Source organism: Stenotrophomonas sp. GD04054 (genome assembly GCF_029836955.1).
Taxonomy (GTDB): domain Bacteria; phylum Pseudomonadota; class Gammaproteobacteria; order Xanthomonadales; family Xanthomonadaceae; genus Stenotrophomonas; species Stenotrophomonas maltophilia_A.
The window spans coordinates 23,294-37,926 of the sequence record NZ_JAOECR010000046.1 but is presented as its reverse complement, the minus strand read 5'-3'; the positions used below and the strand labels follow the sequence as shown (position 1 = coordinate 37,926).

The window sequence follows — 14,633 nt, the reverse complement described above, 5'->3', positions numbered from 1 at the left end:
CATGCTCGACTCATCAAGAGCAGTCGAGCATGGCTCGACTCTACATGTTAAAGCCGCCGGGCATGGCCCGGCGCTACCTTCAAATGGTCTCGCCGAAGGCCTTGGCCAGATTCCGGTAGGCCTTCTTCTGCGCCTCGTCGGTCGCGGCCGGGGCCACGATCTCGATTTCAACAATCTGGTCGCCCTCCGGATTGCCCGGCAGGCCACGGCCACGCAGGCGCAGCTTGCGGCCGGCATCGGAATCGGCCGGGATCTTCAGTTCCACCGTACCACCCAGCGTCGGGACGCTCAGGCTGGTGCCAAGCGCGGCCTGCCACGGGGTCACCGGCAGCGTATAGAGGATGTTGCGGCCATCGACCTCGAACTGTGGGTGGGCGGCATACTCCACTTCCAGCAGCAGGTTGCCGCCATGGTTGCCCTGCCCGGCCAGCCGGATCACCTGCCCCGGGCGGATGCCCTTGGGCACGCGCACGTCCAGCTGCTTGCCGTTGACGGTGATGCGCAGGCTGTCGCCGCTGTAGGCCGCTTCCAGCGGAACCGACAGCTTGGCGCGGGTATCGCGGTTGGGCGCGTGGCCCTGGCTGCTGAAGCCCGGCCCCGGACCAGCGCCACCACCGCCACGCTGGCGCGCGAACAGGCTCTCGAAGAAGTCGCTGAAGCCTCCATTGGGGCCGCCACCGCCGAATACTTCCTCGAAATTGAAACCGCCAGCACCACCATAGTTCGGCGGCACGTTGAACTCCTCGCCCGGGCGATAGCCCTGCGCGCGCAGCTGGTCGTAGGCCGCGCGCTTTTCCGGATCGCGCAGCGCCTCGTAGGCCTCGTTGACCGCCTTGAACTTGTCTTCGGCCCCGGCCTCCTTGCTGACGTCCGGGTGGTACTTGCGTGCCAGCCGGCGGTAGGCGGTCTTGATCTCCGCCTCGCCCGCGCTCGGTTCCACCCCCAGGGTGGCGTAGTAATCCTTGAATTCCATCCAGCTACCTCGATCTGCTTCGGCCGCGCCGGTGGCGCCGCCCCGGGTTCATTCTACGCGCCGGCATGCTACGCCGCCCCTCGTGCGGCCACGGTGAGGCCGACTGATCCTGCGCAATGCGGCTGCCATCCCCATGCACCACGCTGTGGCTGGAAGCCCCCGCCGCAAAGCCTGAAGATGGGGCCTGCACACGGGTTTTCCAATGTCTTGACGCCCCTGTCCCATCCGGCCCACTAGCCTGCCCCAGCAAGGAGTTCCCCATGACCATCCATGTCGGCGACCGCATTCCGGAAGTGACCCTCAAGCGCATCCGCGAGGGCATCGAAACGCTCGATACGCATTCGCTGTTCGACGCACGCAAGGTGGTGCTGTTCGCCGTGCCCGGCGCGTTCACCCCGACCTGCTCGGCGCGCCACCTGCCCGGCTACGTCGAGAAATTCCAGGCGTTCCGCCAGCGCGGCATCGATGTCTACTGCATGGCGGTCAACGACCCGTTCGTGATGAAGGCCTGGGCCGCCGACCAGAGCGTGCCCGACGGCCTGCTGATGCTGTCCGACGGCAATGCCGAACTGACCCGTGCGCTCGGCCTGGAGCTCGACGCCAGCGCCTCGGGCATGGGCATCCGCTCACGCCGTTTCGCCCTGTACGTGGTGGATGGCGTGGTGCGTGCGGCCTGGATCGAGCAGCCCGGCCAGTTCGAAGTGTCTTCGGCCGAATACGTGCTGGAGCACCTGCCAACCTGATCTTCCACCGCAAGAGGAAACGGCCAGCCATGTCCACCAAGCCAGCCAAAGCCGCAAAGCCTGCCGCAAAGGTGCCCGGCATCAGTGACCGCAAGACCCTGCGCGAACGCGCCCGTCGCAATATCGAAGACGGTGCGATCACCGACAGCTACAGCGCCGATCGCAAGGTCGTGATCAAGCTGCTCAACGATGCGTTGGCCACCGAGTACGTATGCGTGCTGCGCTACTACCGGCACTACTTCATGGCCAAGGGCATGCTGGCCGACGCGGTGAAAGCCGAATTCCTCGAACATGCACAGCAGGAACAGGCGCACGCCGGCAAGCTGGCCGAGCGCATCGTCCAGCTCGGCGGCGAGCCGGACTTCAACCCCGATACACTGACCGCACGCTCGCACGCCGAGTACAAGGAAGGCAGCGACCTGCGCGACATGGTCCGCGAGAATCTGGTGGCCGAACGCATCGCCATCGACAGCTACCGCGAGATGATCAACTTCATCGGCAACCGCGATACCACCACCAAGCGCATCCTTGAAGAGATCCTCGCGCAGGAAGAGGAACACGCCGACGAATTCGCCGACCTGCTGGATGGGTGGATCGGGGAATAGCGGCCCCGCATACGCCTTGGTAGATGCCCACCTTGGTGGGCGCATTTATCGCGTGCCAACCAAGGTTGGCACCTACCAGAGCATGGATCCGTCGGGTCGCCGGGCCATTCCCAGCACCTACCGCAGGACGTTGAACCGCACCTGCGTCCACGCGCCATCCGCCGCCAGTGCGGTCAGCGTATGTGTGCCCGGCTCGGCGAACTCGCGCTGCATCAACTGCGCGCCTCGGGTCTGCGCGATCCAACGGCCATCCAGCAACCAGTCCACCGCCTGTTCGCTGCCCAGCGCGCGCAGCTGCAGGCGCACGCCATGTTCCGAGTTCGGCGCACGCGCCAGCGTGGCGCCATCATTGAGGCCATCGATGTGCAGGGCCACGCTGGCCTCACGCCCGTCGTCGCGGCAATCCGGCGACAACGCCGGCAACTGCGAGGCAGCGCGCGTGGCCTTGGGCAACCACGGCGACAGCAACGCCGGCCAGCGCGCGATCTCGCGCGCTACTTCCTCATGTGGATTGCGGCAATCGGCCGATACACGCAGGCCGGTGTGCGCATCAGCCAGGTAACGCTGCCGGCCCGGTTGCCAGCGCCGCGCCTCGCGCTCGGGGAAGGTCGGTGGTGCCGCGCCGTCCAGCAGATAGGCCGGCATCCGCCGCTGGCACAGTGCCGCCGGCAGGCCTTCGGCGCGTTCACCGGTCGGCCAGCAGATGTCTTCCTGGCTGACACTTGCCGGCATCGGTGCAGCAGCCGAATCGCCGCGCTGGCGCGGCAGGCTGTCCACCACTTCGAACATCAGCGGCAGCGCAGTCACCGCGCCGTACTGGCCCGGCAACGGCGTGCCGTCCGGCCGGCCCACCCACACGCCCACGGTGTAGTGGCGCGTGCTGCCGATCGCCCACGCGTCGCGGTACCCGTAACTGGTGCCGGTCTTCCACGCCACGCGCGGGCGTCCACCGACATCGAAGGTGCCGACGCTGTAGCCCGGGCGCGGGTTCGATTCCAGCATCTCGCGCACGATCCAGCTTGCGCCCGGCGAGGCCAGGCGCCGCTCGATCATCGGTTCGTCATCGGTGTACCGCACGCGCCCGGCGATGCCGTTGCGGTTCAGCGCCGCGAACGCGCCGACCAGATCTTCCAGCCGCGCACCGGTGCCGCCCAGGATCAGCGAGAGGTTGGGCGTGCTACCCGGCGGGAAGCGCAGCTGGATGCCGGAGTGCGACAGGCGCGCGGCGAAGCGCGCGGCCCCGACCCGCTGCAGCAGGTCCACCGAGGGCACGTTGAGCGACAGGCGCAACGCACTGGACGCGCCGATCGGCCCATTGAAGGCCATGTCGAAGTTGCCGGGCCGGTAGCTGCCGAAACTCTGCGGCGCATCGACCAGCAGGCTTTCCGAATGGATCAGGCCATCGTCCAGCGCCATCGCATACAGGAACGGCTTGAGCGTGGAGCCCGGCGACCGCCAGGCCTGCACCATGTCGACGTGGCCGAGCCGCTGACGGTCACCAAAGGACAACGTACCGACGTAGGCACGCGCCTGCAGAGTCTGGTTGTCGACCACCAGCAAGGCTGCCGAGGTGCGCTCCGGCAGCGTCGAGAAATAGCTGGCCACGCGCTCTTCCAGCGTGCGCTGCAGGCCGATGTCGATGCTGCTCTGGATACGCGCCTGGCCCGGATGCGCCGAGTGCAGGCGCTGCGCCAGCAGTGCGGCGTGCAGCGGAGGCCGCAGCGAGCGCGCCACCACGTTCTCGATGCGCGCATCTTGGACTTCCTCCGGCGTCCACGCGCCCAGTTCGGCCATGCGTGACAGCACCTTGTCGCGCGCCTTCTGCGCGGCTTCCGGGTGGCGGTCCGGGCGCAGCCGGCTTGGTGCCTGTGGCAGTACCGCCAGCAAGGCGGCCTCGGCATGTGACAGCTGCGCCGCCGGCTTGCCCAGATAGGCCCAGCTGGCCGCTTCCACGCCCTCGATGGTGCCACCGTAGGGCGCGCGCTCCAGATACAGGGCCAGGATCTGCTGCTTGCTCAGATGCACTTCCAGCTGCACCGCGCGCAGCATCTGCTTGAGCTTTCCCCAGGGCGTGCGCGTATGCGGGTCGAGGATGCGCGCGACCTGCATGGTCAGGGTCGAGCCGCCGGAAACGATGCGACCACCGCGCAGCAGCTGGCCGCTGGCACGCAGGATGGCCAGCGGGTTGATACCCGGATGGCGCCAGAACCAGCGGTCTTCGTAGGTCAGCAGCGCCTGCAGGTACAGCGGCGAGACGCTGTCGATCGACGCCGGATAGCGCCACACGCCCTCGGCATCGGCGAACGCACGCAGCGGCGTACCGTCGGCAGCCACCACCAGGGTGCTGGTATCGCGCTGCTTCGGCAGCGGCGGCGGGAAGGCGAAATCCAGCACCAGCAGCAGCGCCAGCGTGGCGGCCGTGCCCCAGCGCAGCCACGGCCACAGCGGCCGCAACCGGCGGCGCAGGGCCGCCAGCCGGATCGACATCGTCTTCTTCATTGCAGCGTGCCGGATTGGAGCTTGCCAGCAGGACGGGCCGCGCCGTCGCGGCCCGTCCGCGCGGTCACGGCTGTACCACCGTGATCGTGGTCGGGTTGCTGCGGCCGACGCCACGCAGCTGCGGCCGGTACATGTCTTCCACCAGCGGCGGCGGCACCGAGTAGGTACCCGGGGTCACCGCACGCACCAGATAGAACACGTTGGCCTTGCTGCCACGCGAGAGCTTCAGCGCGGCCACATAGCGGTCGTCGCGGAACTCTTCGTGCTTGGTGTCGGCAGCTTCGCTGCGGTCGCTGATGGTGATGCCATCAACCACCACGTCGGCCCACTGCTTGGCATCGCCCAGGTTGAAGTTCTCGATCTCCAGGCCCGCCGGCAGCAGGTCGGTCAGCAGTGCATCGGGCATCGTGGTGTCGGCGGTGACGGTGACGCGCACGATCAGCGCTTCGCCTTCCTTCAGCGGACGCGGCGACCACGGCTTGCCATCGGTGCCGAAGTAGCTGCGCTCAATGCCCAGCACGCTGTTGTCCGGCGCCGGCGCGCTGCGCGGGATACCGGCAACGTCGATGCTGGCGAACATCGGCGGCTGCCCCTGCGGGGTGAAGCGCACGCCGCTGGCCAGTTCGCTGGCACTGAAGTTGCGGCCGAACAGCTTGCGCTCACCGATGGCTTCGGTGTTGCCACCGATCACCAGCTCACCGGCCACCAGCGCCTTCTGGTTGGCGGCGAGCGCCTTGCCAAGGCGGGCGATGGCCACCTGCTCCTGCGTGCTCAGCCACATCCAGCCGGCATTGCGGCGCGCATCCAGGCCACGGCCGAGGTCAACCGCACGGGCATCCCAGGCCGGCTTGGCCAGCTTGTTCTCGTGCGTCAGCGCGATCATCAGCGCGTCATCACGGATGGCGCTGCCATAGTCGCCGAAGTATGACGGACGTTCGCTGCTGGACTTGGCGAAGGCTGCGGCCAGCGCCGCCTGACCGCGCTTGGCGTCACCCTGCAGCGACAGCGCCACGCCCAGATGGACCAGCGACAGGCCGCCGACCGCCTTGCTGCGCTCGTTGTCATACAGCGTGCGCAGCGTCCCCAGCGGAGCGCGGTTGACCCGGGCCAGCACGTAGCCCGAATAGGCCTGGTTGGCGAACTTCAGCTTCTCGCGGTCGTCCTGGCCGTAGAACTGATTGCCACCGGACAGCAGATCCTCGCTGAGACGGTTGAGCGCCTTCTGCAGCACGTTGTCGGGCACCGCGAAACCGGCGTCCTTGGCGTCGAGCAGGAACTCGGTGATGTACGGGGTCAGCCACGGGTTCACGTAGCCGTCGTCACCCCACATCGAGAAGTTGCCATTGGCCACCTGCATCGACGCCAGGCGACCGAACGCACCTTCCATGCGCTCGCGACGGGTCTTGGCATCCAGCCCGTCGGCACCGAGCATCGACGACGTCGCCTGGTCCAGGATCAGCGCGGCGTAGCCCTTGCTGGTGGTCTGCTCGGCACAGCCATACGGGTAGTTCAGCGCGCCCTGCAGCGCACTGGCGAACGGGATCGGCGGCAGCGGGCTGACCAGCAGGCGGGCATTCACCGACTCGGACATCAGGCCATCGGTCAGGCTGTTGTCGAGACTGACCGCTGCCAGCGGATCCAGCGTGCGCACCTGCGAACGCAGCACCTGCGGCCACGCGGCACGCACCGGCAGTTCGTAGCGGCGGTCGGCCTTGAAGTCGTTGCCGTCCACCCGTACGCGCACCTTGGCCACGCTGTGGCCCTCACGCGCGGACAGCGGGAAACTCAGCGTTGTCTTGGCATCGGCATTCAACTGCACGCTGCGGCTGCCCTCGCCCAGGTTCAGCGGGCCTTCGCTTTCCACCTTCACATTGAACTGGCCCGGCTTGCCGGTGAAGTTCTGCACGTCCAGGGTCACGGTGCTGCGGTCGCCCGGGGCGAGCACGCGCGGCATGCTGGCTTCGGCCAGGATCGGCGCGCGCACCACGGTTTCCACATCGCGCTTGCCGTACTGGTCATCGCTGTAGACCAGCGCCGACACCCGCAGGGTACCGTTGAAGTCCGGCACCTTCAGGCGGATGCGGGCGATGCCCTTGGCATCGAGCTGCACCGGGCCGGAGAACAGGTCCACGGTCTGCACGCGCGCAGTCGGGCGCTTGGCCTGCGGCAATGCCTGCAGCGCCATGTCGCCACCGAACTTCAGCTTGCCGGCACCGCCATCAAAGCTCTCGATCACCCGGCTGTAGATGTCGTAGGCATCGATGCCGAGGCGACGCTGGGCGAAGAAGTGCGCACCGGCATCGGGCACCGGGAAGCGGGTGATGTTGAGGATGCCCACGTCCACCGCCGAGACGGTGACGTGCGCCATCTTGCCGGCCAGCTGCGGTGCACTGACCGTCACCGGCAGGTCCTGTTCCGGGCGCATCTGCTTGGGCGCCACCAGGCCGACCGCCACGGTGCGGCCCTTGCGGTCCATCGGCACATGCACCACGCCCACGGCACGGGCCGGGGTGATCTTGCTCGGCGCACTACCGCCGCGGAACACCAGTGCGGTGATGTAGACGTCGTGGCGTTCCCAGTCGGCGGTGACCGGAATCTTGAAGGTCGAACCCGGCTTGGCGTCGATGTCCTGCACGTACAGCATGCGGTCGGTCTCGACCATCAGGATGCCCTTGCCGGCATGCGGCGGGGTCACCCTCACCTCCAGTGTGTCACCGGCCTTGTACCCGGTCTTGTCCAGGCCCAGCTTGACCTTGTCCGGGCGCGCGTCCAGGCCGCGGTTGTCATCGCCCCAGCTCCAGCCGGCACGGAACGGGTAGCGGCTGGTCAGGCCGGTGGACGGATCGAACACGTCCACCCGGTACTCGCCCCACTCCACCGGGAAATCGAAGGCGACCGCGCTGCTGCCGGCGTCGACGGTGCGCGTTTCCTTGTTCTCGAAGCGGCGGGTGAAATCGTAGTCCCAGCGGTTGTCGTTGAAGGTCCAGAGGTAGTCGCGCAGCTCGCGCACCAGGGTGATCTTCAGGCCCTTGGCCGGCTGCGGTGTGCCCGCAGCATCCACGCGCATCAACTCGAAGCGTGCATTGCCGTTGGAGTCGGCACCATCCTCGGGGTTGAACAGCGGGCGCACGCCAACCAGCGCGTTGGCCGGCCACATCACCCGCTTCAGGGTGCGGGTGACGGTACGGCCACCGGTTTCATACAGGCTGCCGGACAGCACCACAGCGATCGGCGCCTTGGCCTTGGCCGCCTCTTCCGGCAACGCCACATCCTCACGCAGCTGGCCGTTGCCCGGCAGCGTGGTATCGATCACGTCCTTGGCTTCGCGCGGCAGCTGCAGGGTCGGGTCACCGAAGAAGTAGCCCGGCAGGCCCTCGACCGGCTGCTGTTCGGCGGCCACCGCCATGCGCGCGGTGAAGCGGTTGCCGTCGGCCGGCGCCCCGTACAGGTAGGCGCCATTGGCCTGCAGGCGCAGGTCCTCACCCGGCTTCAGCGTCTTCTGTGCGCTGTCCAGGTCCAGCTTCATGCGCTCGGGCAGGAATTCCTCAATGCGCAGGGTCATGCCCTGGATCGCTTCCTTGCTGGCCGGATCGGTGCGGAACTCGACCTGCCAGCGCCCGGTCGGCGCCTCGGCGGGGATCACCTGCTCGAAATTGATGTAGCCCTGCTCGCCCGGCTGCAGGCGGGTCTCGCGGAAGGTCTTGCCGTCGGGCTGCTTCAGGCGCAGGAACACCGGCTGAGCCTTGACCGGCTTGCCATCGTTGTCGCGCAGCAGTGCGGACAGGCGCACGGTTTCGCCCGGGCGATACAGGTCGCGCCCGGACCAGGCATAGACGTCGAACCAGGCATTGTCACGGCCGGCCACGGCGAATTCGCTCAGGTCCAGCGCCGGCTGGTTGAACGGCAGGAAGCTGGTGTCCTTGCCCGTGCTGGCGACCAGCACGTGGGTGGCATCCAGCGTGTAGTTCAGCAGCGCATTGCCGTTGCCGTCGGTGCTGCCCTTCAGCACAACCTCGCCCTTGGCGTCCAGCACGCGCAGGTCGATGCCCTTCAGCGGCGCGCCGTCCTTGAGGCCGGCGGTGTGCACGAACAGCTTGTCCTTGTAGGCGCGGGTATGCAGGCCGATGTCGCTGACCGAGAAGAACGCGGTATCGAACTCGCCTTCATAGTCACCGGTGCGCTTGAGCAGGGCGAAGTACAGGCCCGGCTCCTGCAGCTCCTTGATGTCCTGGGTCGGCAGGTAGGTCAGCACCCGCTCGTTTTTCTTGCCCCCCAGGATGAAGCGGTTGACGTAGACCGGCTCGGCCAGCTTGTTGATCGGGCTGCGCTCGTAGTCGCTGCTCAGTTCCCAGCTGCCACGGCGGCCGCCGCGCTGGTACTGGCTGAAGAAAGTCGGCAGGTCCTTCTCGCGCACGCGCAGGAACTCGACGTCGACCTCCGGCACGTTCACCGAGACCACCGGCAGGCCACGGCTGTCCTTGGCCGGCAGCACGCTGCCCTGCGAGGCGAAGCCAACCACCGGCTTCAGCTCGCCGCTGAACACCTTCTGCTTCAGTTCCTTGCCCAGCCGGCTGCCATCGGCGGCCAGCAGGTCCGGCGAGACCACCAGGCTGAACTCCTTGCCGGCCTCGACGAACGGGTAACGCAGGGTCAGGCCGTCATCGGACAGCGTCCAGCTGCTGTCGTCGGTGCCGACCTTCTCTTCGAAGCGCACCAGCTTGTCGAAATCCTGGGTGCCGACCAGTGGGCGCGAGAACTCCAGCGCCAGCGACAGGCCGTCATTCTTCTGGTCCGGGTAGGCGCGCAGCAGGGTGAATTCCTTCACCTGCTCGGCTTTGGTGGTGATCGCCTCACCACTGGCCTTGGGCAGCTGCCCGCTGTCGTTGCGGCAGCCGGCCAGGCCCAGCAACAGGCCTCCTGCCAGTACCGCCGCCGCCCATCCCCACCGCTTCCGCCGTGCCGGACCGCTCATGTCGTCACTCCTTGATCGAGGCGGCCATTATAGGCAGGCCGCGTCAAGGTGTTGACGCGAATTCGGCAATTGCCCGGGCGGGTAGTGCCGGCCGCTGGCCGGCGGAACCGGTAGCCGCCAACCTCGGTTGGCGATAGCCGTGGCAACCAAGGTTGGCACCTACCCAAGTGCCCCTCCCCCGCCGCGCCAGGCACAGGCCGATGCCGGCAACCTGTCTGGCTTGGGATCGGGCGCTCCCCCAATCGTGGCGCGCAATGTCCCGGCGGAGAGAAGGCCGAAGTCGCCCCAAAGTGACGGGTTCAACCCTCGATTGAGCGACTTCCCAATCGGCCTTCAGTCGCCGCTGTAGCATCGGCATCAGGCCTTCTGAACAGCAGTGAACATTGCAATGACACGAGTACGCATGATTCAGGATCCAGCGACCGGTAAGGTCTGGGGTACGCGATGTGACCGAGGTACTGTCGAAGTCACCTCCGGAAGCCCCGGGAAGCTGAAGTCACAGTTGAAAGACTTCCCGAGTCCCGACGAGGCACTGAAATGGGCCATCAAACAGGAGTGGTCGCGGCTGAAAAAGGGCTTCGTACTCGTGAACCCTGCTGCCGCAGGCGAACCCTGCATGCATCGTTACATTGGCGGGGGGTACACGGGAGCCCTGATGATTGCGGGTTGCAATGGGAAGCTGGCGACCAATCAGCACCAGGACGAAGACACGCATGGTGCGGCAACCGACATGTTGCTGCTCATTGGTGAAGACGCTGAGATCATCCATGGTTGGCGATCAAGCAAGACGGACCTTGCCTGGTCGGCACTACCTACGGATGACCGGACAGGATTCCTGATTCGATTCGACTCTGGAATCTACCTTTGGACTTCAGATGGCAGTCCTCCCCAGCGGATCAGCGATGCATCCGTACTGTCATCGCCCTTCCTGACAAGGTCCAACGGGCATGCCGCATGGCATGACGGTGAGCAGGTAACGGTAATGAGACTCGACGATGGAAGGCACATCATGCAGCTGGCGCGCTCCCCTGCGATGGTTGGCGGGCATTCCGAGCAGATGATGGGCACGCTCTCAGCGGATGCCACGATGCTTGCCTGCTGTGCCAATCCGGGTGAGATCGAGTACATCGATGTCGCCCAGGCCAAGACCGTGCGCCGACATCAGGCTGATTTTGAAATGATCGTCAAGATGGAGTGGAGCGCGGATGGGCGCTGGTTGTTGGCGTTGGAAGAGTATGGACGGTGGCGCCTGCTGTGCCTGGACGCGGCAACAGGCGAATCCCGCCCCGGGTGGCCGGAGTTCGCTGACATGACACGAACTGACTTTGCACTGGATAGCGATAGCAAGCGACTCGCCATCCTGCACCGTGGACATATTGCCCTTCATGACTTCACGGATATGAGGGAAATTCGACGCTTTCCCGTCGATCATGTGGTGCGTACCGCGCATATTGCATGGACGGGAGACAATGCCATTTCGGTACGCACCGACTATGGATGCCTTTCCACATATGCGATCTGATCCGGCTTAGTCTATCGCTATCGCGGGATTACACTATCTCTGAGGAACCTCTGCAGACTGCAGCGTGGACCAAAGCATCCCGGTAGATGCCAACCCTGGTTGGCGTCGGCCGTGCCAACCAAGGTTGGCACCTACCAAAGCAGGTGCAGCCACGTGCCCGGCGAGCAGGCGTGGTGTCAGATCCACCAAAGCGTTGCTACACCGGCAGGTACAGGTCCACGTAGTCGGTCACCGGCATTGCCGCCAGGGCCACCGGGTCCAGCGATGCGGCCAGGATGCGCTGCTGCTGGCTGGTCGGGAAGCGGTGGGCCAGGTGCCGGCGGAATTTGTCCATCAGCAGTGGAATGCCCTCCTCACGTCGGCGCGCGTGGCCCAGCGGGTATTCCACCAGTACCTCGGGCAGCTCGGTGCCATCGGTGAAGCGCACGCTCAGGCCGTTGGCGATGCTGCGCATTTCCGGGTCCAGGTAATCGGCGCTGAGCTGCGGGTCTTCATGGCAGGTCATCTTCGCGCGCAGTGCGTCGATTCGCGGGTCGGCGGCAACGTCGTCCTCGTAATCCTCGGCCGTCAACCGCCCGTGCAGCAGCGCGATGGCGACCATGTACTGCACGCAGTGGTCGCGGTCGGCCGGGTTATGCAGTGGGCCCTGCTTGTCGATGATGCGGATGCAGGCTTCCTGGGTCCGGATCGCAATGTGCGCGATGTCCTCGACCCGCCGCCCCATCGCACGCAACTGCTGGTGCAGCATGACCGCGGCCTCCACTGCGGTCTGGCCGTGGAACTCGGCCGGGTAGCTGATCTTGAACAGCACGTTCTCCATCACATAGCTGCCCAACGGTCGCCCCAGCGTCAGTGCCTGACCGCGCATGGACACGGCCTCGAAGCCCCAGGTTGGCGCGCTGAGCACGCTGGGATAGCCCATCTCACCACTGGCCGCCATCAAGGCCAGGCGCACGCCACGACTGGTCGCATCGCCGGCCGCCCAGCTCTTGCGCGAGCCGGTGTTGGGAGCGTGCCGGTAGGTGCGCAGCGCTTGGCCATCGACCCAGACCAGCGACAGCGCATTGAGCATGCGCTCGCGGTCCAGCCCGAGAAGTTGGGCGACCACGGCAGTGGTGGCCACCTTGACCAGCACCACGTGGTCGAGCCCCACCCGGTTGAAGGAGTTCTGCAGCGCCAGCACGCCCTGGATCTCGTGCGCCTTGATCATCGCCAGCAGCACATCGTGCACGGTCGGCGGCGGACGACGCAGGGCCTGCGCGTTGCGCCCCAGCCAATCGCAGACGGCAAGGATGCCGCCCAGGTTGTCCGACGGATGGCCCCATTCGGCCGCCAGCCAGGTGTCGTTGAAATCCAGCCAACGCACCATTGCGCCGAGGTTGAAGGCGGCCTGCACCGGGTCCAGCACGTAGTGCGTGCCCGGCACGCGCGCGCCGTTGACCACGCTGATGCCCGGCACCAGTGGACCGAGCAGCTTGCTGCAGGCCGGGAAAGAAAGTGCCTCCAGTCCGCACCCAAGCGTATCGAGCAGGCAGTGGTGCGCGGTCTGGAACGCCAGCGGTGAGTCGATGCGTGCGTCGCGCACGTAATCGACGATGTCCACCAGCAGCGCATCCCACGCTGCACGCTCGTTGGATGGGGTGTGGCTGTCGGACATCGTCGATCTCCTCTTCAGAAAAGCAGGTCAGGCCGCGCCTCCCGGTAGTCGCCAACCTTGGTTGGCGCTGGACATTGCCCGGGCGGTGCCAATGCCATGCCAACCAAGGTTGGCATCTACCGAAGCATGTGATGCCAGCGCCGACCGGCTGGTTACTCGGCCGGCACCCGCACCTTGCCTTCCATCAGCACACGGGCGCTGCGGCTCATGATGGCCTTGGTCACCGTCCACTGGCCGTCAACGAGGCCGGCCTGCGCGCCCACGCGCAGCGTGCCGGAGGGATGACCGAAGGTCACCGCCTCCCGCTCGCCACCACCCGCCGCACGATTGACCAGGGTGCCTGGAATCGCTGCTGCGGTGCCGATCGCCACGGCGGCAGTTCCCATCATCGCGTGGTGCAGCTTGCCCATCGACAGCGCACGCGCATGCAGGTCGATCGCCGACGCCGGAATGGCCTTGCCGCTGGACGAAACGTAGTCCTGTGCCGGCGCCACGAAGGCCACCTTCGGCGTGTGCTGGCGGGTCGCCGCGTCTTCCAGGCTCTTGATCAGCCCCATGCGCAAGGCGCCGTAGGCGCGGATGGCCTCGAACTTCTGCAGCGCGGCCTTGTCTTCGTTGATCGCCGGCTGCAGCTCGGTGCCGCTGTAGCCCAGGTCGACGGCGTTGAGAAAGATGGTCGGGATGCCGGCGGTGATCATCGTCACCTCGAAGCTACCCACGCCGGGCACTTCCAGGGTATCGACCAGATTGCCGGTCGGGAACATCGCGCCCGCATCGCCGTCATCGGACGGATCGATGAATTCCAGCTGGATCTCGGCCGCCGGGAAGGTCACGCCGTCCAGCTCGAAATCGCCGATCTCCTGCACTTCGCCATCGCGCATCGGCACGTGGGCGATGATGGTCTTGCCGATGTTGGCCTGCCAGATGCGTACGGTGCACAGGCCGTCACGCGGTACCCGGGTCGGATCGATCAGTCCGTTGGCGATTGCGAACGGACCCACCGCAGTGCTGAGATTGCCGCAGTTGCCGCTCCAATCGACGAAGGCGGTGTCGATCGCCACCTGACCGTACAGATAGTCGACATCGTGATCCGGCACAGAGGCAGTGGAGATGATCACGCACTTGCTGGTGCTGGAGGTGGCGCCCCCCATGCCATCGGTCTGCTTGCCATACGGATCGGGCGAACCGATCACGCGCATCAGCAGCGCGTCACGCGCGGCGCCCGGCACCTGCGCGGCCTCGGGCAGGTCCTGCAGGCGGAAGAACACGCCCTTGCTGGTGCCGCCGCGCATGTAGGTGGCGGGAATTCGGAGTTGCGGAAGAAAATTCATCGTCGGATCCAAGCGTTTGGATTTCAGGAAATGTCTTGCATCAGTGCGTCAAGGCCACGATCAACGCACCACACCCGCATGACGTCCACGCGGTCCGGCAGATCGAGGTAGTAGACGAGATAGCGTTCGAAGCCCGGAACCAGCATGAAGCGCAACGGCACCGGCAACTGTGCTGAGAGGTCGGCGTGCCGGGTGGAACCCGAGCCAGGAAACACCGCGATGCGTTGAAGCGTGGCCTCCAACTCGGCGAGAAAGCGCCGACCCAGCACCAGCCCCCCCCCTGCCGTGCGAACCATAGCGCGGCATCGGCTGCGTCGGCTTCGGCCCTGGG

General features: G+C 66.3%; 9 protein-coding genes. 3 read left to right on the top strand and 6 right to left on the bottom strand.

Features of this window, described 5'->3' with window-relative positions; genetic code table 11:
* Window positions 1–79: 79 nt before the first annotated feature.
* Window positions 80–973, bottom strand: a complete 894-nt coding sequence (locus tag N7573_RS17725; protein WP_277778670.1) for a DnaJ C-terminal domain-containing protein — start codon at window positions 971–973, stop codon at window positions 80–82.
* Between the two features lie 260 nt (window positions 974–1,233).
* Between N7573_RS17725 and N7573_RS17720 the strand changes: the two genes are divergently transcribed.
* Window positions 1,234–1,716: a peroxiredoxin gene (locus tag N7573_RS17720; protein ID WP_032127816.1), complete on the top strand. Its 483-nt coding sequence runs from the start codon at window positions 1,234–1,236 to the stop codon at window positions 1,714–1,716.
* A gap of 29 nt (window positions 1,717–1,745) precedes the next feature.
* Window positions 1,746–2,321: a ferritin-like domain-containing protein gene (locus tag N7573_RS17715; protein WP_279912672.1), complete on the top strand. Its 576-nt coding sequence runs from the start codon at window positions 1,746–1,748 to the stop codon at window positions 2,319–2,321.
* Between the two features lie 117 nt (window positions 2,322–2,438).
* Here the strand turns inward: N7573_RS17715 and pbpC are convergent, their stop codons facing one another.
* Both pbpC and N7573_RS17705 read right to left on the bottom strand, forming a co-directional pair.
* A complete protein-coding gene (gene pbpC / locus N7573_RS17710) occupies window positions 2,439–4,820 on the bottom strand; it encodes a penicillin-binding protein 1C (protein WP_279912671.1) in 2,382 nt (793 codons plus the stop codon).
* A 64-nt stretch (window positions 4,821–4,884) separates the two neighbouring features.
* Entirely contained in the window at window positions 4,885–9,792 is a 4,908-nt protein-coding gene (locus N7573_RS17705) for an alpha-2-macroglobulin (protein ID WP_279912670.1), read from the bottom strand.
* A gap of 502 nt (window positions 9,793–10,294) precedes the next feature.
* Between N7573_RS17705 and N7573_RS17700 the strand changes: the two genes are divergently transcribed.
* On the top strand, window positions 10,295–11,314 hold the full coding sequence (locus N7573_RS17700) for a hypothetical protein (RefSeq protein ID WP_279912669.1): 1,020 nt from the start codon (window positions 10,295–10,297) through the stop codon (window positions 11,312–11,314).
* Between the two features lie 196 nt (window positions 11,315–11,510).
* Here N7573_RS17700 and N7573_RS17695 read toward each other — a convergent pair whose 3' ends face one another.
* The 3 genes from N7573_RS17695 to N7573_RS17685 all read right to left on the bottom strand — a co-directional run bounded on the left by N7573_RS17695 (window position 11,511) and on the right by N7573_RS17685 (window position 14,598).
* A complete protein-coding gene (locus tag N7573_RS17695; RefSeq protein WP_279912668.1) occupies window positions 11,511–12,971 on the bottom strand; it encodes a bifunctional 2-methylcitrate dehydratase/aconitate hydratase in 1,461 nt (486 codons plus the stop codon).
* Window positions 12,972–13,123: 152 nt separating this feature from the next.
* On the bottom strand, window positions 13,124–14,302 hold the full coding sequence (gene prpF, locus N7573_RS17690; RefSeq protein ID WP_279912667.1) for a 2-methylaconitate cis-trans isomerase PrpF: 1,179 nt from the start codon (window positions 14,300–14,302) through the stop codon (window positions 13,124–13,126).
* Window positions 14,303–14,325: 23 nt separating this feature from the next.
* A complete protein-coding gene (locus N7573_RS17685; RefSeq protein ID WP_223276917.1) occupies window positions 14,326–14,598 on the bottom strand; it encodes a type II toxin-antitoxin system RelE/ParE family toxin in 273 nt (90 codons plus the stop codon).
* Window positions 14,599–14,633: the final 35 nt, after the last annotated feature.

Excerpts from the sequence above, each read along its gene's own strand:
- N7573_RS17725 (WP_277778670.1), bottom strand. The coding sequence starts at position 973 with ATGGAATTCAAGGATTACTACGCCACCCTGGGGGTGGAACCGAGCGCG.
- N7573_RS17720 (WP_032127816.1), top strand. The coding sequence starts at position 1,234 with ATGACCATCCATGTCGGCGACCGCATTCCGGAAGTGACCCTCAAGCGC.
- N7573_RS17715 (WP_279912672.1), top strand. The coding sequence starts at position 1,746 with ATGTCCACCAAGCCAGCCAAAGCCGCAAAGCCTGCCGCAAAGGTGCCC.
- pbpC (WP_279912671.1), bottom strand. The coding sequence starts at position 4,820 with ATGAAGAAGACGATGTCGATCCGGCTGGCGGCCCTGCGCCGCCGGTTG.
- N7573_RS17705 (WP_279912670.1), bottom strand. The coding sequence starts at position 9,792 with ATGAGCGGTCCGGCACGGCGGAAGCGGTGGGGATGGGCGGCGGCGGTA.
- N7573_RS17695 (WP_279912668.1), bottom strand. The coding sequence starts at position 12,971 with ATGTCCGACAGCCACACCCCATCCAACGAGCGTGCAGCGTGGGATGCG.
- prpF (WP_279912667.1), bottom strand. The coding sequence starts at position 14,302 with ATGAATTTTCTTCCGCAACTCCGAATTCCCGCCACCTACATGCGCGGC.
- N7573_RS17685 (WP_223276917.1), bottom strand. The coding sequence starts at position 14,598 with ATGGTTCGCACGGCAGGGGGGGGGCTGGTGCTGGGTCGGCGCTTTCTC.